Raw genomic sequence first — 18,057 nt, forward strand, 5'->3', positions numbered from 1 at the left:
CCCGATTAGACCCGCCGCCGGTCGTGCGGCATACTAGTCAGGTTGCGTAACGACAGTTCGTCGCCTGTGTTCGGCTTTCGCTGAACCTCCGGGTGGCGAGACAGTCGAGCGTGGGGTGGTTGGCGGCCCAGTCGCCAACCACCCTCGCACGGCGTTCAGGTCGCGTTACTGCGATCGGCGCCTTGACCCACCGCGCGGTCAGCACCGCTCCGGAGTCCCGGGGCGGAGCCCGGCCCGAGGGCGCGACACGCCCGACCGCGGGGGTCGGCGAAGTGGGCCTGTGCCAGCCGGTACAGGCGCCCGCAACACAGCGGCATCGAGAGAAGGAACAGAAGCCACCATGGCGGGACAGAAGATCCGCATCCGGCTCAAGGCCTATGACCACGAGGTCGTCGACTCCTCGGCTCGGAAGATCGTCGAGACGGTGACGCGCACCGGGGCGCAGGTCGCGGGCCCGGTGCCGCTGCCCACGGAGATCAACCGTTTCTGCGTTATCCGCTCGCCGCACAAGTACAAGGACTCGCGCGAGCACTTCGAGATGCGCACGCACAAGCGGCTGATCGACATCATCGACCCGACCCCGAAGACGGTCGACTCGCTCATGCGCCTCGACCTGCCGGCTGGCGTCGACATCGAGATCAAGCTGTAGGGACCGGACAAATGGACAGGCAAGTCAAGGGGATCCTGGGCGCCAAGCTCGGCATGACCCAGGTCTGGGACAACAACCGTGTTGTTCCCGTGACCGTGGTCGAGGCCGGCCCGTGCGTCATCAGTCAGGTTCGTAGCGCCGAGAAGGACGGTTACTCCGCGGTCCAGCTGGCGTACGGCAACATCGACCCGCGCAAGGTCAAGAAGCCGATCAGCGGGCACTACGCGAAGGCGGACGTGGCGCCGCGCCGGCACATCGTCGAGCTGCGCACCACCGACGCCGGCGAGTACTCGCTCGGCCAGGAGGTCACGGTCGAGGAGTTCCCGGCGGGCGTGACGATCGACGTCACCGGCAAGACCAAGGGCAAGGGCTACGCCGGCCCGATGAAGCGGCACGGCTTCCACGGTCTGCGCGCCAGCCACGGTGTCGAGCGCAAGCACCGCTCGCCCGGTTCCATCGGCGCCTGCGCCACTCCGGGTCGTGTCTTCAAGGGCACCCGGATGGCCGGCCGGATGGGTGGCGTGCGGTACACCGTGCAGAACCTCACCGTCCAGGCGGTCGACACCGAGAACAACCTCCTGCTCGTCCGTGGTGCCATTCCTGGTCCCAAGGGCGCGCTGGTTCTGGTCCGTACCGCGGCCAAGAGCAAGGTGAAGAAGGGCGGTGCGGCCAAGTGACCACCGTTGACGTGCGCACCGTCGAAGGCAGCACCAGCGGCTCCGTCGAGCTGCCGGCTGACATCTTCGACGTGCAGGCCAACGTCGCGCTGATGCACCAGGTCGTGGTGGCCCAGCTCGCGGCGGCCCGACAGGGCACGCACAAGACCAAGACCCGCGGCGAGGTCGCCGGCGGCGGCAAGAAGCCGTACAAGCAGAAGGGCACCGGTCGCGCCCGGCAGGGCTCGATCCGCGCGCCGCAGTTCGCCGGCGGTGGCGTGGTGCACGGTCCCGTGCCGCGCGACTACAGCCAGCGGACCCCGAAGAAGATGAAGGCCGCCGCTCTGCGGGGCGCCCTCTCCGACCGGGCCCGCGCCGGGCAGGTGCACGTCGTCGAGGCGTTCGTCTCGGGCGAGAAGCCGTCGACCAAGGCGGCTCTGGCCACGCTGACCAAGCTCACCGAGGCCCGTCGGGTCCTGGTCGTGCTGAGCAGCACCGACGAGCTGAACTGGGTGTCGCTGCGCAACGAGCCGCGCGTGCACCTGATCGAGTCCGGCCAGCTGAACACGTACGACGTGCTGGTGGCCGACGACGTGGTCTTCACCAAGGACGCCCTGGACGAGTTCCTGGGCGTGCCCGCCGAGACCACCGAGGAGGGTGGCAAGTGAGCACGATCGCCGACCCGCGCGACATCATCGTGGCGCCGGTCGTCTCGGAGAAGAGCTACAGCGAGCTGAACCGGAACTGGTACACCTTCCTGGTGCACCCGGACGCGAACAAGACCGAGATCAAGATCGCTATCCAGCAGATCTTCAACGTCCGCGTCCTGACGGTCAACACGCTCAACCGCCAGGGCAAGCGCAAGCGCACCAAGACCGGCTTCGGTCAGCGCAAGGCGACCAAGCGGGCGATCGTGAAGCTGGCTGACGGTGACCGTATCGAGGCCTTCGGCGGCCCGGTCAGCTGAGGGGTGTAGACAATGGCTATCCGTAAGTACAAGCCGACGACGCCGGGCCGACGTGGCTCGAGTGTCGCCGACTTCGCCGAGATCACCCGGTCCACGCCGGAGAAGTCGCTGCTGGCTCCGCTGCCGAAGAAGGGCGGGCGTAACGCCCACGGCCGGATCACCACGCGGCACCACGGTGGCGGTCACAAGCGCCAGTACCGTCTGATCGACTTCAAGCGGGTCGACAAGGACGGCGTGCCGGCGAAGGTCGCTCACATCGAGTACGACCCGAACCGCACGGCGCGCATCGCGCTGCTGCACTACGCCGACGGCGAGAAGCGGTACATCCTCGCGCCGAAGGACATGAAGCAGGGCGACCGCGTCGAGTCCGGTCCGGGCGCCGACATCAAGCCCGGCAACAACCTGCCGCTGCGCAACATCCCGGTCGGTACCACGATCCACAACGTGGAGCTGCGTCCGGGTGGCGGGGCCAAGCTGGCCCGGTCCGCCGGCGTCGGCATCCAGCTGCTCGGCCGTGAGGGCGCGTACGCGACCCTGCGTATGCCGTCCGGCGAGATCCGGCGGGTGGACGTGCGCTGCCGCGCGAGCGTCGGCGAGATCGGCAACGCCGACCAGTCGAACATCAACTGGGGCAAGGCCGGCCGTATGCGGTGGAAGGGCAAGCGCCCGACCGTCCGTGGTGTCGCCATGAACCCGGTCGACCACCCGCACGGTGGTGGTGAGGGTAAGACCTCCGGTGGTCGCCACCCGGTCAACCCGCAGGGTAAGCCCGAGGGCCGCACCCGCCGTAAGGGCCAGCCGAGTGACAAGCTGATCGTCCGCCGTCGCTACGCCACGCGTAAGCGCGGCTGAGGGAGTTAAGACATGCCTCGCAGCCTGAAGAAGGGCCCGTTCGTAGACGACCACCTGCTCAAGAAGGTGGAAGTCCAGAACGACAAGGGCTCGAAGAACGTGATCAAGACCTGGTCGCGGCGCTCGACGATCATCCCGGAGATGCTCGGGCACACGATCGCGGTGCACGACGGACGCAAGCACGTCCCGGTGTTCGTGACCGAGGCGATGGTCGGGCACAAGCTCGGCGAGTTCGCGCTGACCCGCACGTTCAAGGGTCACGAGAAGGACGACCGGAAGAGCCGTCGGCGCTGACGCCGCGGGCATACGGATAGAGGGAACAAGGGGTTACAGCGATGCCAGGAAAGGGCGACGCTCCGGTGCTTCCGGGCGCGCGGGCGGTTGCGCGGCACGTGCGCATCTCGCCGATGAAGGCGCGCCGGGTGGTCAACCTCGTCCGCGGCCTGCCCGCGAAGGAGGCTCTCACGGTGCTGCAGTTCGCGCCGCAGGCTGCGAGCGAGCAGGTGTACAAGGTGCTCGCTAGCGCGATCGCCAACGCGGAGAACAACGAGCGGCTGGACCCCGACGCGTTGCTCGTGAGCGAGGCGTTCGTGGACGAGGGCCCGACGATGAAGCGGTTCCAGCCGCGGGCGCAGGGCCGGGCGTACCGGATCCGCAAGCGCACCTGCCACATCACCGTGGCGGTCGAGGCGGTCGCGCCGGCAGCGCCGAGGAAGGCCGCGGCGAAGAAGGCCGCCCCGGCTACGGAGGCCGCACCGGCCGAAGCGCAGAGCAAGACGGAGGACGCCGAGTAATGGGTCAGAAGGTTCACCCCACTGGGTTCCGGCTCGGCATCTCGACCGACTGGAAGTCCCGCTGGTTCGCGGACAAGCTCTACAAGGACTACATCGGCGAGGATGTCAAGATCCGCCGGATGATGTCCAAGGGCCTGGAGCGCGCCGGCATTTCCAAGGTCGACATCGAGCGCACCCGCGACCGGGTCCGCGTCGACATCCACACCGCTCGGCCGGGCATCGTCATCGGCCGTAAGGGTGCGGAGGCCGACCGGATCCGCGGCGAGCTCGAGAAGCTCACCGGCAAGCAGGTGCAGCTGAACATCATCGAGGTGAAGAACCCCGAGTCGGACGCGCAGCTCGTCGCGCAGGGCGTGGCCGAGCAGCTGTCCAGCCGGGTCAGCTTCCGTCGGGCGATGCGCAAGGCCATGCAGTCCGCGATGAAGAACCCGGTCTGCAAGGGCATCCGGGTGCAGGTCTCGGGTCGTCTCGGCGGCGCCGAGATGAGCCGGACCGAGTTCTACCGCGAGGGCCGGGTTCCGCTGCACACGCTGCGGGCCAACATCGAGTACGGCTTCTTCGAGGCCCGTACCACCTTCGGCCGGATCGGCGTGAAGGTCTGGATCTACAAGGGCGACGCGGTTCCGGGCCGGGAGGCTCCGGCCGAGGCGGGTCCGTCCCGTCCGCGTCGTGGTGAGCGTGGGGACCGCCCGGAGCGGCCGCGCCGTGGTCGGTCCGGTTCGTCCGGCACGACTGCCGGTGGCACCGAGGCCGGCCGGGCCGCCGCGACCACCATCGCGCAGCAGGCCGAGACGCCGGCTGGCGAGCCGATCGACAGCTCCGCTGTCGCCGCGGCCGCCACGACTCCGGCAGAAACGCAGCAGGAGGGCTGACAGATGCTGATGCCGCGCAAGCCCCCGAAGGGCTTCCGCAAGCCGCACCACCCGGACCGCAGTGGCGCGTCCAAGGGTGGTAACCGGGTGGTGTTCGGCGAGTTCGGGATCCAGGCTCTCGAGCCGGCGTACGTGACCAACCGCCAGATCGAGTCGGCACGTATCGCGATGACCCGCCACATCAAGCGTGGTGGCAAGGTCTGGATCACGATCTTCCCGGACCAGGCCCTCACCAAGAAGCCCGCCGAGACCCGGATGGGTTCCGGTAAGGGCTCGCCCGAGTGGTGGGTCGCGAACGTCAAGCCGGGGCGGGTTCTCTTCGAGATGTCCTTCCCCAACGAGCAGATTGCGCGAGAGGCGATGCGTCGCGCGATCCACAAGCTCCCGATGAAGTGCCGCATTGTTACGCGCGAAGTGGGTGAATCCTGATGGCAGCGGGCGTTAAGGCGACCGAGCTGCGTGAGCTCTCCGAAGAGGAGCTGGTCACGAAGCTGCGGGAGGCCAAGGCGGAGCTGTTCAACCTCCGCGTGCAGGCCGCAACCGGGCAGCTGGACAACAACCGGCGGCTGCAGGTCATCCGTCGGGAGATCGCCCGGATCTACACGATCATGCGTGAGCGTGAGCTGGGGCTCTCGGCCGCGCCGACTGAGGTGACTGCATCATGACCGACGAGAACACGACCGCCGCCGTGCGGGCTCGCCGCAAGGTCCGTGAGGGCCTGGTGGTGAGCGACAAGATGGACAAGACCGTCGTGGTCGAGGTCGAGGACCGGGTCAGGCACGCGCTGTACGGCAAGATCATGCGCCGTACCCGCAAGCTGAAGGTGCACGACGAGCAGAACGCAGCCGGCATCGGCGACCGGGTCCTGATCATGGAGACCCGGCCGCTGAGCGCCACCAAGCGTTGGCGGATCGTGGAGATCCAGGAAAAGGCCAAGTAGCGAAGGCTCGAGCTCGCCCGGCGTTGCGTCGGGCGTTGGTTCCGCCAGGCTCCGGCCGGCCGCTACGGCGGCCGGAGAACCGGCAGACATAGGAGATAGACGTGATTCAGCAGGAGTCGCGACTGCGCGTCGCCGACAACACGGGTGCTCGGGAGATCCTGTGCATCCGGGTTCTCGGTGGCTCCGGTCGGCGCTACGCGAGCATCGGCGACGTCATCGTGGCCACCGTCAAGGACGCGATCCCGGGTGCCGGTGTCAAGAAGGGCGACGTCGTCAAGGCGGTCATCGTCCGCACCGCGAAGGAGAAGCGGCGGCCGGACGGCTCGTACATCCGCTTCGACGAGAACGCCGCCGTCATCATCAAGGACGGTGGGGACCCGCGCGGAACCCGCATCTTCGGCCCGGTGGGTCGGGAGCTGCGGGACAAGCGGTTCATGAAGATTATTTCCCTCGCGCCGGAGGTGTTGTGACCGTGAAGGTCAAGAAGGGCGACACGGTCGTCGTCATCGCCGGCAAGGACAAGGGTGCCAAGGGCAAGGTCATCGCGGCCTTCCCGCGGCAGGACAAGGTCCTGGTCGAGGGCGTGAACCGGGTCAAGAAGCACACCCGCATCAGCACCACCCAGCGTGGCGCCAAGACCGGCGGCATCGTCACCCAGGAGGCCCCGATCCACGTCTCGAACGTGCAGGTCCTGGACTCCGACGGCAAGCCGACCCGCGTCGGTTACCGGATCGACGACAACGGCCAGAAGGTCCGCATCGCGCGTAGCACCGGTAAGGACCTGTGATGACCACGGCTACCGAAAAGACCATGCCGCGCCTCAAGGAGCGGTACCGCAACGAGATCGTGGCCCAGCTGCGTGAGCAGCACAGCTACGGCAACCCCATGCAGGTGCCGCGGCTGGTCAAGATCGTCGTCAACATGGGTGTCGGCGAGGCTGCTCGCGACGCCAAGCTGATCGACGGCGCGGTCCGCGACCTCGCCACGATCACCGGCCAGAAGCCGCAGGTGCGGCGGGCGACCAAGTCCATCGCGCAGTTCAAGCTCCGCGAGGGCATGCCGATCGGTGCGAAGGTGACCCTTCGCGGCGACCGGATGTGGGAGTTCCTGGACCGGCTGCTGTCCATCGCGCTGCCGCGTATCCGCGACTTCCGCGGTCTGGACGGGCGCAAGCTCGACGGGCACGGCAACTACACGTTCGGTCTGACCGAACAGTCGGTGTTCCACGAGATCGACCAGGACCGGATCGATCGCCAGCGGGGCATGGACATCACGGTGGTCACCACCGCCACGACTGACGACGAGGGCCGGGCGCTGCTCAAGCTTCTGGGCTTCCCGTTCAAGGAGAACTGAGATGGCCAAGAAGGCGCTGATCATCAAGGCGGCCGCGAAGCCGAAGTTCTCGGTTCGCGCGTACACCCGCTGCCAGCGGTGCGGGCGTCCGAAGGCGGTCTACCGCAAGTTCGGTCTCTGCCGGGTGTGCATCCGGGAGATGGCCCACCGCGGTGAGCTGCCGGGCGTGTCCAAGGCTTCCTGGTAAGGGCGACCGCGTCCCGGCTGTCGGCCGGGAACTCCTGCACCGATTAGGTATTGCTCTTCGCCGTAGGCCCGGGGCTGATGCCCCGGGAACCCCGGCGAGAAAGGCTGACGAAATCCATGACGATGACCGACCCGATCGCAGACATGCTCACGCGTCTGCGTAACGCCAACCAGGCGTACCACGATCAGGTGAAGATGCCCTACTCCAAGATCAAGGCGAACATCGCCGAGGTCCTGAAGGCCGAGGGTTACATCGCCACCTGGTCGGTCGAGGAGCCCGAGGAGGGCGCCGTCGGCAAGCGACTGGTCGTCGAGCTGAAGTACGGCCAGAACCGCGAGCGGAGCCTGGCCGGCATCAAGCGCGTGTCCAAGCCCGGTCTCCGGGTGTACGCCAAGTCGGACGGGCTCCCGCGGGTGCTCGGTGGGCTGGGCGTGGCGATCATTTCGACGTCCCAGGGGCTGCTGACCGACCGGCAGGCCCGCAAGCGGAGTGTTGGCGGGGAAGTCCTCGCCTTCGTCTGGTAACGGGAGACAGGTAGAAATGTCGCGAATTGGACGTAAGTCGATCCCGGTACCAGCCGGCGTCGACATCACGATCGACGGGCAGACCGTCAAGGTCAAGGGCCCCAAGGGCCAGCTCCAGCACACCCTCGCCGAGCCGATCACGATCGAGCGGGCCGAGGACGGGCAGCTGAGCGTCAACCGCCCGAACGACGAGCGCAAGGCCAAGGAACTGCACGGCCTGAGCCGTACGCTGGTTGCCAACATGATCGTCGGGGTCACCGAGGGCTACCGCAAGAGCCTGGAGATCGCCGGCACCGGTTACCGGGTCACCGCCAAGGGTTCGGACCTCGAGTTCGCGCTCGGGTTCTCGCACCCGGTGGTCGTCCCCGCCCCGGCGGGCATCACCTTCACGGTGGAGCGGCCGACCCTGTTCCACGTGGCCGGCATCGACAAGCAGCAGGTCGGTGAGGTCGCCGCCAACATCCGGAAGATCCGTCCGCCGGAGCCCTACAAGGGCAAGGGCGTGAAGTACCAGGGCGAGGTCATCCGCCGCAAGGCCGGAAAGGCAGGTAAGAAGTGAGCGCCACGCTGCTCAAGCGCCGCCGCGGTGTCGCCGCCAAGCGCGCCGTCGGGCGTGCGCGTCGGCACTTCCGCGTCCGCAAGAACGTCAGCGGTACGGCCGAGCGTCCGCGCCTGGTCGTCACCCGTTCGCTGCGGCACATGGTCGCCCAGATCGTCGACGACACCAAGGGTCACACCCTGGCGTCGGCGTCGACCCTGGACGCCTCGCTGCGCGGTGCCGAGGGCGACAAGAGCGCCCTCGCCGGCAAGGTGGGCGCGCTGCTCGCCGAGCGGGCCAAGGCCGCCGGCGTCTCCAAGGTCGTCTTCGACCGCGGTGGCAACCGGTACGCGGGGCGTGTCGCCGCGCTTGCCGATGCCGCCCGCGAAGCCGGGCTCGAGTTCTAACAACCCCGTCACGAGAGATAAGGAAGGCTGCTGATGCCAGGTCAACAGCGCCGTGGCGGCGGGTCCGGTGGCAACGAGGGTGGTCGCCGCGACAACCGCCGTGAGGGCGGCCGCGGAAACGCGCCCGTCGAGAAGACCCCGCACCTTGAGCGGGTCGTCGCGATCAACCGCGTCGCCAAGGTCGTGAAGGGTGGTCGTCGCTTCAGCTTCACCGCCCTGGTGATCGTGGGCGACGGCGACGGCACGGTCGGCGTGGGCTACGGAAAGGCCAAGGAGGTGCCCGCGGCCATCGCCAAGGGTGTCGAGGAGGCCAAGAAGCACTTCTTCAAGGTCCCGCGGATCGGCCAGTCGATCCCGCACCCGGTGACGGGTGAGGACGCCGCTGGCGTGGTGCTGCTCAAGCCGGCCTCGGCCGGTACGGGTGTCATCGCCGGTGGTCCGGTGCGCGCCGTTCTGGAGTGCGCCGGGATCCACGACGTGCTCTCGAAGAGCCTCGGCTCGTCGAACCCGATCAACATCGTGCACGCCACCGTGGCGGCCCTGAAGGGGCTTGAGTCCCCCGAGCAGGTCGCTGCGCGTCGTGGCCTGCCGGTGGAGGACGTCGCGCCGGCCGCCATGCTGGCGTCGCGTGCGGGGGTGGCGCACTGATGGCACGTCTGAAGGTCACCCAGGTCCGATCCGGTATCGGGACCAAGCAGAACCAGCGTGACTCGCTGCGTTCGCTCGGCCTCAAGCGGATCAACGACGTGGTGGTCAAGGAGGACCGGCCCGAGATCCGTGGCATGATCTTCACTGTGAACCACCTCGTGAAGGTCGAGGAGGTCGAGTAATGACGATCAAGGTGCACCACCTGCGCCCGGCACCCGGTTCCAAGACCGCGAAGACCCGTGTGGGTCGCGGTGAGGGTTCCAAGGGCAAGACCGCTGGTCGCGGTACCAAGGGTTCCAAGGCCCGCAAGAACATCTCGGCGGCGTTCGAGGGTGGGCAGATGCCCATCCACATGCGCCTGCCGAAGATGAAGGGCTTCAAGAACAAGTTCAAGGTGGTCTTCCAGGTGGTCAACCTGGACCGGCTCGCCGAGCTGTTCCCGAACGGCGGCCAGGTTGGCCCGCTCGAGCTGGTCGAGGCCGGTGCGGTCCGCAAGGGCCACCCGGTCAAGGTCCTCGGCACCGGGGATCTCGGTGGGGTGGCGCTCCAGGTGTCGGCGCACGCGTTCAGCGCGTCGGCCAAGGAGAAGATCGCCGCTGCCGGTGGCTCCACCACCGAGCTGTAAGGCGTACGACCCATGGCGCCCGTCCAGTTGTGAGCAACTGGCGGGCGCCATGGTCTGCCTGGGGCGATATGCGCCCGGTAATATCGGAATCGGTTTATGTAGCCGGGCACATCTGCCCGGACCGGGATAGGGCTGTTAGAGTCCCATCCCAGCCATGGATTCCGGGCGCTCGCCCGGGATCCACCCCGACCCGCCAGGGATCACCGGCGGCCCGCCTCGCGCAGGAGGAAGAAGTTGCTGTCCGCCTTTCTCAGTGCGTTCCGTACGCCTGACCTGCGCAAGAAGCTGCTGTTCACAGTAGGCATCATCGCGGTCTACCGGCTGGGTGCCACGCTCCCCAGTCCGGGCGTCTCGTACGGCAACGTGCAGAAGTGCCTCGACACCCTCCAGGGTGAGTCGACGGGTGTGCTGAACCTGCTCAACCTCTTCTCCGGCGGAGCGCTGCTACAGCTCTCGGTCTTCGCGCTGGGCATCATGCCCTACATCACCGCGTCGATCATCCTGCAGCTGCTCACCGTCGTGATCCCGCGCCTGGAGCAGCTCCGCAAGGAGGGCCAGGCAGGCCAAGCCAAGATCACGCAGTACACCCGCTACCTGACCCTGGGTCTCGGCGTGCTGCAGGCCTCGGCGTTCGTGGCGTTGGCCCGCTCGGGGCAGCTCTTCCAGAACCGCTGCGACGAGTTCCCGATCATCCCCCGGGGCACCGGCATCCCGGACTGGCTGACCCTGGCCATCCTGGTGATGACCATGACCGCCGGCACCGGCATGGTCATGTGGCTCGGTGAGCTCATCACCGACCGGGGCGTCGGCAACGGCATGTCCGTCCTGATCTTCACCTCGATCGCCGCGCGGCTGCCCAGCGAGGGCTGGCAGATCAAGACCAGCAAGGGCTGGGACATGTTCGCCCTGGTCATCGCGCTGGTCCTGGTGGTCATCACCGCGGTCACGTTCATCGAGCAGGCGCAGCGCCGCATCCCGGTGCAGTACGCCAAGCGGATGATCGGCCGCCGGATGTACGGCGGCACCTCGACCTACATCCCGCTGAAGGTCAACCAGGCGGGTGTGATCCCGGTCATCTTCGGCTCGTCGCTGCTCTACCTGCCGCAGTTGGCCCTGCAGTTCTTCGACCAGACCGACCCGGGCAAGACCCAGGCGTGGATCCAGAACAACCTGGTCAACCCGAGTAGCCCGATCTACATCACGGTCTACTTCCTGATGATCATCTTCTTCACGTACTTCTACGTCTCGATCACGTTCAACCCGACCGAGGTCGCGGACAACATGAAGAAGTACGGCGGGTTCGTGCCGGGCATCCGCCCGGGCAAGCCGACCGCCGACTACCTGGACTTCATCCTCAGCCGGATCACCCTGCCGGGTGCGCTGTACCTCGGCGTCATCTCGATCCTGCCGAACTTCTTCTTCATCTGGCTGGACAACCAGCAGTACCAGAACTTCCCGTTCGGCGGCACCGCTGTGCTCATCATGGTCGGCGTCGGTCTGGAGACCGTGAAGCAGATCGAGAGCCAACTCATGCAGCGGAACTACGAAGGGTTCCTGCGGTAGATGAGACTCGTTCTGGTTGGCCCGCCGGGCGCGGGCAAGGGCACACAGGCCGAGTTCATCGCTGCCCACCTGTCGGTTCCCAAGATCTCGACCGGAGACATCTTCCGGTCGAACGTCACCCAGGGCACGCCGCTCGGCATCGAGGCGAAGCGGTACATGGACGCGGGCGAGCTGGTCCCGGACGAGGTGACCATCAACATGGTCCGGGACCGGCTGGCGGAGCCCGACGCCAGCGAGGGGTTTCTGCTCGACGGTTTCCCGCGGACCACTCCGCAGGCCGCCGCGCTGGACAAGCTCCTCGCCGACCTGGGCACCGCGCTGGATCTGGTCCTGGAGCTGGTGGTCGACGACGACGAGGTGATCCGGCGGCTCTCGGGCCGGCGCACCTGTCGGGGTTGCGGCAAGATCTGGCACGTCGAGTTCGACGCCACGACCCGGCCCGGGATCTGTGACCGGTGCGGCGCCGAGCTGTTCCAGCGCGACGACGACAAGCCCGAGACCATCGCCACCCGGCTGCGCGAGTACAGCGAGAAGACCGCGCCCCTGGTCGACTACTACGGCGCCCAGGGCAAGCTGGTCGGGATCGACGCCACCGGCCCGGTGGAGGACGTCACCACCCGGGCCATCGACGCGCTGCGGTCGTACGGCGGCTGAGGTCCGGCCCACGGCGGATAGAGTGCGAACAGCGGGGTACGTGCGACGTGCCCCGCTGTTCGGCAACGAAAGGTAATGGCTCCATGCGTCGTCCCCAGCTGGACATCCAGCTGAAGACCCCTGACCAGATCGAGAAGATGCGGGCCGCCGGGCTGGTGGTGGCAGAGGCGCTGCGCCGGATGCGCGAGGCGGTGGCGCCCGGTGTGAGCACCGCCGATCTGGACGCCATCGCCGAGTCGACCATCCGCGAGGCCGGTGGCGTCCCGTCGTTCAAGGGCTACCACGGCTTCCCGGCGTCGATCTGCTCCTCGGTCAACGAGCAGGTCGTGCACGCCATCCCGTCGCCAGGGCAGGTGCTCCGGGACGGTGACCTGATCTCGATCGACTGCGGCGCGGTGGTGAACGGGTGGCACGGCGACGCCGCGATCACCGTCGGCGTCGGCGACGTCGACCCCGCGCTGCTCAAGATGGCAGAGGTGGCGGAGGACGCGATGTGGGCCGGCATCGCCGCCGCCGCACGCGGCGCGGCCAGTGGCCGGGGACGGCTCACCGACATCTCCCACGCCGTGGAGACCGCGGTCCGCAAGGGTGGCCGGTACGGCATCGTCGACGGCTACGGCGGGCACGGCATCGGCACCGAGATGCACCAGGACCCGCACGTGCTCAACCACGGCCGGCCCGGCAAGGGCCCACGGCTGGTCCCCGGCATGGCACTGGCCATCGAGCCCATGATCACCATGGCGTCGCCGCGTACGGTCGAGCTGTCCGACGGCTGGACGGTGGTCACCCGGGACGGGTCGGTGGCGGCGCACGTCGAGCACTCGATGGCGCTGCTCCCCGACGGCGTCTGGGTGCTCACCGCGTTCGACGGGGGACGGGGCCGACTCGGCGACCTGGTCACCGCACGCCAGCCCGCCGCCTCGACCGCCCCCTGACCCGCCCTGCCTGACGCTGGGGCCGCCTGACGGGATGAGGGCGCGACGAGCGGGTGCGACGCCGTTGGCATGTCGGTGGCATGCTTGCCGGCATGGACGGGCGCGACGGGATGCGAGCCGCGGACGCGGACCGCGAGGCGGTTGCCGACCGGTTGCGGGTGGCCCTCGGCGAGGGGCGGCTGGACCTGCACGAGTACGACGAGCGGTTGCAGCGGGCCTACTCCGCCCGCACCTACGCCGAGTTGGACGCCCTGCTCACCGACCTGCCCCCGGAGCGCTCGTCGCTGGCGCCGGTCACCGCTCCGGGCACGCCGCCGGCCGGCTATCTGGGCGGCCAGCCCGTACCGGCGGCCGGCGGTGTCACCGCCCGCTGGCTGGCCGAGGTGTGGCTGCCGTACCTGAAGGTGATCGCCATCGTGGTGACCATCTGGGCGGTGACCTCGCTCCTCAGCCAGGACCTGCTCTACTTCTGGCCGGCCTGGGTGGCCGGGCCGTGGGGGGCCGTGCTGGCGGTGCGCACGGTCACAGGGCTGACCGGGGGAGAGCCGCGGCGCCAGGCGATCGAGCGCGAACGCCGGCGGGAGCGCAGGCGGGCGAAGCGGGCCCGGCGGCGCGAGTTGCGCGCTGGTGAACCGGACGAACGGGACGACCCGCGACCGGCCGGTTGACTCGCCGGACGGGGGGAGCCGGCCCTGCCGGCCCGGCCGGCGACGGTCTCGCGAAGATCATCGGGCACTCGGACGGGCGACCTGCGGCCGACACGACGGTGCGGTGGGTGGCCGGTTTGGCGGGCGCCCGCGGGCGGGCGTACACTTTCAGATCGGCGCACAGCGTCCACTCCGGCATGCCCACCCTGCGCTTCGGTGGGAGCTGGAGCCGCGGCTGGCGCGGGCTTCTGATTCTTGGTCAGTTTCCCGTGTAAGGCGTTGTGGGCCGCCCGGAGCAATCGACGTCAGGACAGCGGAGGACATGCCGAAAAAAGACGGAGCCATTGAGATCGAGGGTCGGGTCATCGAGCCCCTGCCGAACGCTATGTTCCGGGTGGAGCTCGCGAACGGCCACAAGGTGCTGGCTCACATCAGCGGCAAGATGCGGCAGCACTACATCCGCATCCTGCCGGAGGACCGGGTCGTCGTCGAACTCTCGCCGTACGACCTGACCCGCGGGCGCATCGTCTACCGCTACAAGTAGTCCTGACGGCGGCCGGGAAGTCCCGTGTCCGTCTTCGACGTCCGGTCTCGCGCCCTGCGCGTTCCCGGGCCAGATGGGAAGTAAGGCAACCGTGAAGGTCAAGCCGAGCGTCAAGAGGATCTGCAACAAGTGCCGGGTTATCCGCCGGCACGGCCGGGTCATGGTCATCTGCAGCGACCCGCGCCACAAGCAGCGCCAGGGCTGATTCAGTCCATCCGGCCGGACACGGCCGGGCGGCGTTGACCTGGGCAGATCCCCAGCGACACACACATCACACATGCTCGTCCCAGCCACGAGCGGTACGCGAGACGTACTTCTGCGTGGCTGACCCCCGGTCGGAGGCCGGGGCCCGCTCGGGCAGCGACCGTTCCCGGTCGCCGGCGCTGACAGCGTCGGAAAGACGGGACGGCCGGTAGCGGGATGGGACGGGTCCACACCTCCGCCACACATCACGAGGAGTACGCCCGCACATGGCACGTCTAGTCGGCGTGGATCTCCCCCGCGAGAAGCGGATGGAGATCGCGCTCACCTACATCTTCGGGGTCGGTCGTACCCGCGCCCTGGAGACACTCGCCGCCACCGGCATCTCGCCGGACAAGCGCGCTCGGGACCTCACGGACGAGGAGCTCGTACAGCTCCGCGACCACATCGAGGGCAACTACAAGGTTGAAGGCGACCTGCGCCGCGAGGTCGCCGCTGACATCCGCCGCAAGGTCGAGATCGGCTGCTACGCCGGCATCCGGCACCGCCGGGGCCTGCCCGTGCGTGGGCAGCGGACCAAGACCAACGCCCGGACCCGCAAGGGCCCGAAGCGGACCGTCGCCGGCAAGAAGAAGCCCGGCAAGAAGTAGTTCTTAACCGGATGACGGGGCGGCCGCCGCCGAGGTAGGCCAGGCCGCAACCCGATCCGGAAAGTCAACTAGGAGCGCACAGACTTATGCCACCGAAGGCTCGTGCCGGAGCCGCTGTCAAGAAGGTCCGGCGCAAGGAACGCAAGAACGTCGCCCACGGGCAGGCGCACATCAAGAGCACGTTCAACAACACCATCGTGTCCATCACGGACCCGACCGGTGCGGTCATCTCCTGGGCCTCCGCGGGCCAGGTGGGCTTCAAGGGCTCCCGCAAGTCGACTCCGTTCGCCGCGCAGCTGGCCGCCGAGGCCGCCGCGCGTCGGGCCATGGAGCACGGCATGCGCAAGGTCGACGTGTTCGTCAAGGGCCCCGGCTCCGGCCGGGAGACCGCCATCCGTTCGCTGCAGGCCGTGGGCCTCGAGGTCGGGCAGATCGCCGACGTCACCCCGCAGCCGCACAACGGGTGCCGTCCGCCGAAGCGTCGCCGGGTCTGAGAGGTAGAGAGAGATGGCTCGTTACACCGGTGCTGACTGCCGCCGTTGCCGGCGGGAGAAGATGAAGCTGTTCCTCAAGGGCAGCAAGTGCGATGGTCCGAAGTGCCCGTTCGAGTCCCGGCCGTTCCCGCCCGGGCAGCACGGCCGCGGCCGCACCAAGGAGACGGAGTACCTGCTCCAGCTCCGTGAGAAGCAGAAGGCCCGTCGTGTGTACGGCGTGCTGGAGAAGCAGTTCCGCGGTTACTACGAGGAAGCCGTTGGCAAGCAGGCCAAGACCGGTGAGGTCCTCCTGCAGATCCTCGAGTCGCGGCTGGACAACGTCGTCTACCGGGCCGGCTACGCCCACTCGCGGGACATGGCCCGCCAGCTGGTCAAGCACGGTCACTTCACGGTGAACGGCAAGAAGGTCGACATCCCGTCGTACCGGGTCAAGGAGCACGACATCATCGAGGTTCGGGGCAAGAGCAAGGAGCTCACCCCGTTCGTCGTTGCGCAGGCGCAGGCCGGTTCGCGGGCTGTGCCGGCCTGGCTGGAGGCCATTCCCAGCCAGATGAAGGTGCTCGTGCACTCCCTCCCGGCCCGGCAGGTCATCGACACGCAGGTCCAGGAGCAGCTGATCGTCGAGCTCTACTCCAAGTAGTCGGAGCTCGTTGCGGTGGCCCGCCCTCCGGGGCGGGCCACCGGAACAGTTTGTGTCGTGGACGTCAAATAGCGGGCGTCCCGGAAGAGAAGAGAAAACATGCTCATCAGCCAGCGACCCTCCCTCTCCGAGGAGTCGATCAACGAGACCCGGTCGCGGTTCGCCATCGAGCCGCTGGAGCCGGGCTTCGGCTACACCCTCGGCAACTCGCTGCGGCGCACGCTGCTGTCGTCGATCCCGGGTGCGGCGGTCACCTCGATCAAGATCGACGGCGTGCTGCACGAGTTCACCACGATCCCCGGTGTCAAGGAGGACGTGGTCGAGCTCGTCATGAACATCAAGGAGCTGTGCGTCAGCTCCGAGCACGACGAGCCGGTCAGCATGTACCTGCGCAAGCAGGGCCCGGGCGACGTGACCGCGGGTGACATCCAGCCCCCGGCCGGCGTCTCGGTGCACAACCCGGACCTGAAGCTCGCCACCCTCAACGGCAAGGGCCGGCTCGACATGGAGCTGACCGTCGAGCGGGGCCGGGGCTACGTGACGGCGGCGCAGAACAAGCAGTCCGGCGCCGAGATCGGCCGTATCCCGGTCGACTCGATCTACTCGCCGGTGCTCAAGGTGACCTACCGCGTCGAGGCGACCCGCGTCGAGCAGCGGACCGACTTCGACCGGCTGATCATCGACGTCGAGACCAAGCCGTCGATGGGCCCGCGGACCGCGCTGGCCTCCGCCGGTTCGACGCTGGTGGAGCTGTTCGGGCTGGCCCGGGAGCTGGACGAGACCGCCGAGGGCATCGACATCGGGCCGTCCCCGCAGGACGCCCAGCTGGCGGCGGACCTCGCTCTGCCGATCGAGGAGCTGGACCTCACCGTCCGCTCCTACAACTGCCTCAAGCGCGAGGGCATCAACACCGTTGGTGAGCTCATCGGGCGTACCGAGGCCGACCTCCTCGACATCCGCAACTTCGGTCAGAAGTCGATCGACGAGGTCAAGATGAAGCTCGCCGGGATGGGTCTGGGGCTGAAGGACTCTGCTCCGAACTTCGACCCGGCGCACGTCGTGGACACCTTCGGCGAGGCCGACTACGACACCGACGACTACCGCGAGACCGAGCAGCTCTAGTCCGCGCTGCCGCCACAACTGAGGAGCACCAAAAATGCCCACGCCCACCAAGGGCCCCCGCCTCGGCGGCAGCCCCTCGCACGAGCGGCTGATGCTGGCCAACCTGGCGACCGCGCTGTTCCAGCACGGGAAGATCCAGACCACCGAGACGAAGGCCCGGCGGCTGCGCCCGCTGGCCGAGCAGCTCATCACCAAGGCCAAGCGCGGTGACCTCGCCTCGCGGCGGCGGGTGCTGGGTGTCGTCAAGGACAAGGACGTCGTCTACGCCCTGTTCGACCAGATCGCTCCGCGTTACTCCAACCGCCCCGGCGGTTACACCCGGATCGTGAAGACCGGTCCGCGCAAGGGTGACAACGCTCCGATGGCCATCATCGAGCTGGTGGAGGAGCTTCAGGTCGCCGAGCCGAAGGCGAACAAGAAGACCGCCGCCCGCAAGGCCGCGCAGCAGGACAAGGTCGAGGCGCTCGCCCCCGACGAGGAGACCCCGCAGTCGGCCCCGGCCGACCAGGACTCCGAGCCGCCGGTGTCGGCGTCCGGTGACACCGACGAGGCGCGCGAGGACAGCGACCTCGCCACCGAGGAGAAGAAGGCCTGA

The 18,057-nt window shown here is 68.2% G+C and carries 32 protein-coding genes; all 32 read left to right on the top strand.

The features are described 5' to 3' along the window. Positions 1-340: 340 nt before the first annotated feature. Complete coding sequence (rpsJ, locus tag ACTWLT_RS02550; protein WP_007073037.1) at positions 341-649, top strand: 30S ribosomal protein S10; 309 nt, start codon at positions 341-343, stop codon at positions 647-649. An 11-nt stretch (positions 650-660) separates the two neighbouring features. Then, complete coding sequence (rplC, locus tag ACTWLT_RS02555) at positions 661-1,326, top strand: 50S ribosomal protein L3 (protein WP_252418867.1); 666 nt, start codon at positions 661-663, stop codon at positions 1,324-1,326. Continuing rightward, entirely contained in the window at positions 1,323-1,973 is a 651-nt protein-coding gene (rplD, locus tag ACTWLT_RS02560) for a 50S ribosomal protein L4 (protein ID WP_053653946.1), read from the top strand. Before rplC ends, rplD begins: the two co-directional genes overlap by 4 nt. Then, complete coding sequence (gene rplW / locus ACTWLT_RS02565; RefSeq protein WP_007465304.1) at positions 1,970-2,272, top strand: 50S ribosomal protein L23; 303 nt, start codon at positions 1,970-1,972, stop codon at positions 2,270-2,272. Before rplD ends, rplW begins: the two co-directional genes overlap by 4 nt. A 12-nt stretch (positions 2,273-2,284) precedes the next feature. After that, the gene (rplB, locus tag ACTWLT_RS02570; protein ID WP_252418868.1) at positions 2,285-3,124 is read left to right on the top strand and encodes a 50S ribosomal protein L2; all 840 of its coding nucleotides are present in this window, start codon (positions 2,285-2,287) and stop codon (positions 3,122-3,124) included. Positions 3,125-3,136: 12 nt separating this feature from the next. Further along, complete coding sequence (gene rpsS / locus ACTWLT_RS02575) at positions 3,137-3,418, top strand: 30S ribosomal protein S19 (RefSeq protein ID WP_007465299.1); 282 nt, start codon at positions 3,137-3,139, stop codon at positions 3,416-3,418. 41 nt (positions 3,419-3,459) lie between these two features. Next, positions 3,460-3,918 (top strand): 50S ribosomal protein L22, encoded by a 459-nt coding sequence (gene rplV / locus ACTWLT_RS02580; protein ID WP_007465297.1) that lies wholly within the window; start codon positions 3,460-3,462, stop codon positions 3,916-3,918. After that, the gene (rpsC, locus tag ACTWLT_RS02585; protein WP_109817184.1) at positions 3,918-4,790 is read left to right on the top strand and encodes a 30S ribosomal protein S3; all 873 of its coding nucleotides are present in this window, start codon (positions 3,918-3,920) and stop codon (positions 4,788-4,790) included. Before rplV ends, rpsC begins: the two co-directional genes overlap by 1 nt. Positions 4,791-4,793: 3 nt before the next feature. Beyond that, positions 4,794-5,219 carry a 50S ribosomal protein L16 gene (gene rplP / locus ACTWLT_RS02590; protein ID WP_007465292.1) on the top strand — a complete coding sequence of 142 codons (426 nt, stop codon included), beginning with the start codon at positions 4,794-4,796 and terminating at the stop codon, positions 5,217-5,219. Further along, on the top strand, positions 5,219-5,455 hold the full coding sequence (gene rpmC, locus ACTWLT_RS02595; RefSeq protein WP_007465283.1) for a 50S ribosomal protein L29: 237 nt from the start codon (positions 5,219-5,221) through the stop codon (positions 5,453-5,455). Before rplP ends, rpmC begins: the two co-directional genes overlap by 1 nt. Continuing rightward, positions 5,452-5,730, top strand: a complete 279-nt coding sequence (gene rpsQ / locus ACTWLT_RS02600; protein ID WP_252418869.1) for a 30S ribosomal protein S17 — start codon at positions 5,452-5,454, stop codon at positions 5,728-5,730. The genes rpmC and rpsQ overlap by 4 nt, the downstream gene beginning before the upstream one ends. A gap of 101 nt (positions 5,731-5,831) precedes the next feature. Further along, entirely contained in the window at positions 5,832-6,200 is a 369-nt protein-coding gene (rplN, locus tag ACTWLT_RS02605) for a 50S ribosomal protein L14 (protein ID WP_015619002.1), read from the top strand. Further along, positions 6,197-6,517, top strand: coding sequence for a 50S ribosomal protein L24 (rplX, locus tag ACTWLT_RS02610; protein ID WP_204942100.1), 321 nt, complete (start codon positions 6,197-6,199; stop codon positions 6,515-6,517). The genes rplN and rplX overlap by 4 nt, the downstream gene beginning before the upstream one ends. Then, the gene (gene rplE / locus ACTWLT_RS02615) at positions 6,517-7,083 is read left to right on the top strand and encodes a 50S ribosomal protein L5 (RefSeq protein WP_074314595.1); all 567 of its coding nucleotides are present in this window, start codon (positions 6,517-6,519) and stop codon (positions 7,081-7,083) included. Before rplX ends, rplE begins: the two co-directional genes overlap by 1 nt. Position 7,084: 1 nt before the next feature. Then, positions 7,085-7,270, top strand: a complete 186-nt coding sequence (locus tag ACTWLT_RS02620) for a type Z 30S ribosomal protein S14 (RefSeq protein WP_007465272.1) — start codon at positions 7,085-7,087, stop codon at positions 7,268-7,270. 116 nt (positions 7,271-7,386) lie between these two features. Next, positions 7,387-7,794 (top strand): 30S ribosomal protein S8, encoded by a 408-nt coding sequence (gene rpsH / locus ACTWLT_RS02625; protein ID WP_007465270.1) that lies wholly within the window; start codon positions 7,387-7,389, stop codon positions 7,792-7,794. Between the two features lie 16 nt (positions 7,795-7,810). Next, positions 7,811-8,353 carry a 50S ribosomal protein L6 gene (gene rplF / locus ACTWLT_RS02630; protein WP_124860508.1) on the top strand — a complete coding sequence of 181 codons (543 nt, stop codon included), beginning with the start codon at positions 7,811-7,813 and terminating at the stop codon, positions 8,351-8,353. Next, positions 8,350-8,739 carry a 50S ribosomal protein L18 gene (gene rplR, locus ACTWLT_RS02635; protein WP_030329901.1) on the top strand — a complete coding sequence of 130 codons (390 nt, stop codon included), beginning with the start codon at positions 8,350-8,352 and terminating at the stop codon, positions 8,737-8,739. The genes rplF and rplR overlap by 4 nt, the downstream gene beginning before the upstream one ends. Before the next feature lie 33 nt (positions 8,740-8,772). After that, positions 8,773-9,387, top strand: a complete 615-nt coding sequence (rpsE, locus tag ACTWLT_RS02640; RefSeq protein ID WP_074314587.1) for a 30S ribosomal protein S5 — start codon at positions 8,773-8,775, stop codon at positions 9,385-9,387. Beyond that, complete coding sequence (gene rpmD, locus ACTWLT_RS02645; RefSeq protein WP_074314584.1) at positions 9,387-9,569, top strand: 50S ribosomal protein L30; 183 nt, start codon at positions 9,387-9,389, stop codon at positions 9,567-9,569. Before rpsE ends, rpmD begins: the two co-directional genes overlap by 1 nt. Next, positions 9,569-10,012 carry a 50S ribosomal protein L15 gene (rplO, locus tag ACTWLT_RS02650; protein WP_252418870.1) on the top strand — a complete coding sequence of 148 codons (444 nt, stop codon included), beginning with the start codon at positions 9,569-9,571 and terminating at the stop codon, positions 10,010-10,012. Before rpmD ends, rplO begins: the two co-directional genes overlap by 1 nt. Before the next feature lie 234 nt (positions 10,013-10,246). Next, positions 10,247-11,575: a preprotein translocase subunit SecY gene (gene secY / locus ACTWLT_RS02655; protein WP_252418871.1), complete on the top strand. Its 1,329-nt coding sequence runs from the start codon at positions 10,247-10,249 to the stop codon at positions 11,573-11,575. Then, on the top strand, positions 11,576-12,229 hold the full coding sequence (locus tag ACTWLT_RS02660; protein ID WP_030329911.1) for an adenylate kinase: 654 nt from the start codon (positions 11,576-11,578) through the stop codon (positions 12,227-12,229). It begins immediately after the preceding gene. Between the two features lie 83 nt (positions 12,230-12,312). After that, positions 12,313-13,164: a type I methionyl aminopeptidase gene (gene map / locus ACTWLT_RS02665; RefSeq protein WP_252418872.1), complete on the top strand. Its 852-nt coding sequence runs from the start codon at positions 12,313-12,315 to the stop codon at positions 13,162-13,164. A 92-nt stretch (positions 13,165-13,256) separates the two neighbouring features. Continuing rightward, on the top strand, positions 13,257-13,832 hold the full coding sequence (locus ACTWLT_RS02670) for a DUF1707 SHOCT-like domain-containing protein (protein ID WP_445316961.1): 576 nt from the start codon (positions 13,257-13,259) through the stop codon (positions 13,830-13,832). Positions 13,833-14,133: 301 nt separating this feature from the next. Next, positions 14,134-14,355, top strand: a complete 222-nt coding sequence (gene infA, locus ACTWLT_RS02675; RefSeq protein WP_007073013.1) for a translation initiation factor IF-1 — start codon at positions 14,134-14,136, stop codon at positions 14,353-14,355. 91 nt (positions 14,356-14,446) lie between these two features. Beyond that, positions 14,447-14,560, top strand: coding sequence for a 50S ribosomal protein L36 (gene rpmJ / locus ACTWLT_RS02680; protein WP_043965539.1), 114 nt, complete (start codon positions 14,447-14,449; stop codon positions 14,558-14,560). Positions 14,561-14,825: 265 nt separating this feature from the next. Continuing rightward, positions 14,826-15,206, top strand: coding sequence for a 30S ribosomal protein S13 (rpsM, locus tag ACTWLT_RS02685; protein ID WP_007465236.1), 381 nt, complete (start codon positions 14,826-14,828; stop codon positions 15,204-15,206). Between the two features lie 86 nt (positions 15,207-15,292). Continuing rightward, the gene (gene rpsK / locus ACTWLT_RS02690; RefSeq protein ID WP_030329919.1) at positions 15,293-15,700 is read left to right on the top strand and encodes a 30S ribosomal protein S11; all 408 of its coding nucleotides are present in this window, start codon (positions 15,293-15,295) and stop codon (positions 15,698-15,700) included. A 13-nt stretch (positions 15,701-15,713) separates the two neighbouring features. Beyond that, positions 15,714-16,340: a 30S ribosomal protein S4 gene (gene rpsD, locus ACTWLT_RS02695; RefSeq protein ID WP_179781028.1), complete on the top strand. Its 627-nt coding sequence runs from the start codon at positions 15,714-15,716 to the stop codon at positions 16,338-16,340. A gap of 99 nt (positions 16,341-16,439) precedes the next feature. Further along, positions 16,440-17,462 carry a DNA-directed RNA polymerase subunit alpha gene (locus ACTWLT_RS02700; protein WP_089018953.1) on the top strand — a complete coding sequence of 341 codons (1,023 nt, stop codon included), beginning with the start codon at positions 16,440-16,442 and terminating at the stop codon, positions 17,460-17,462. A 34-nt stretch (positions 17,463-17,496) separates the two neighbouring features. Then, positions 17,497-18,057, top strand: coding sequence for a 50S ribosomal protein L17 (gene rplQ / locus ACTWLT_RS02705; RefSeq protein ID WP_445316962.1), 561 nt, complete (start codon positions 17,497-17,499; stop codon positions 18,055-18,057).

Source organism: Micromonospora yongxingensis (genome assembly GCF_052601155.1).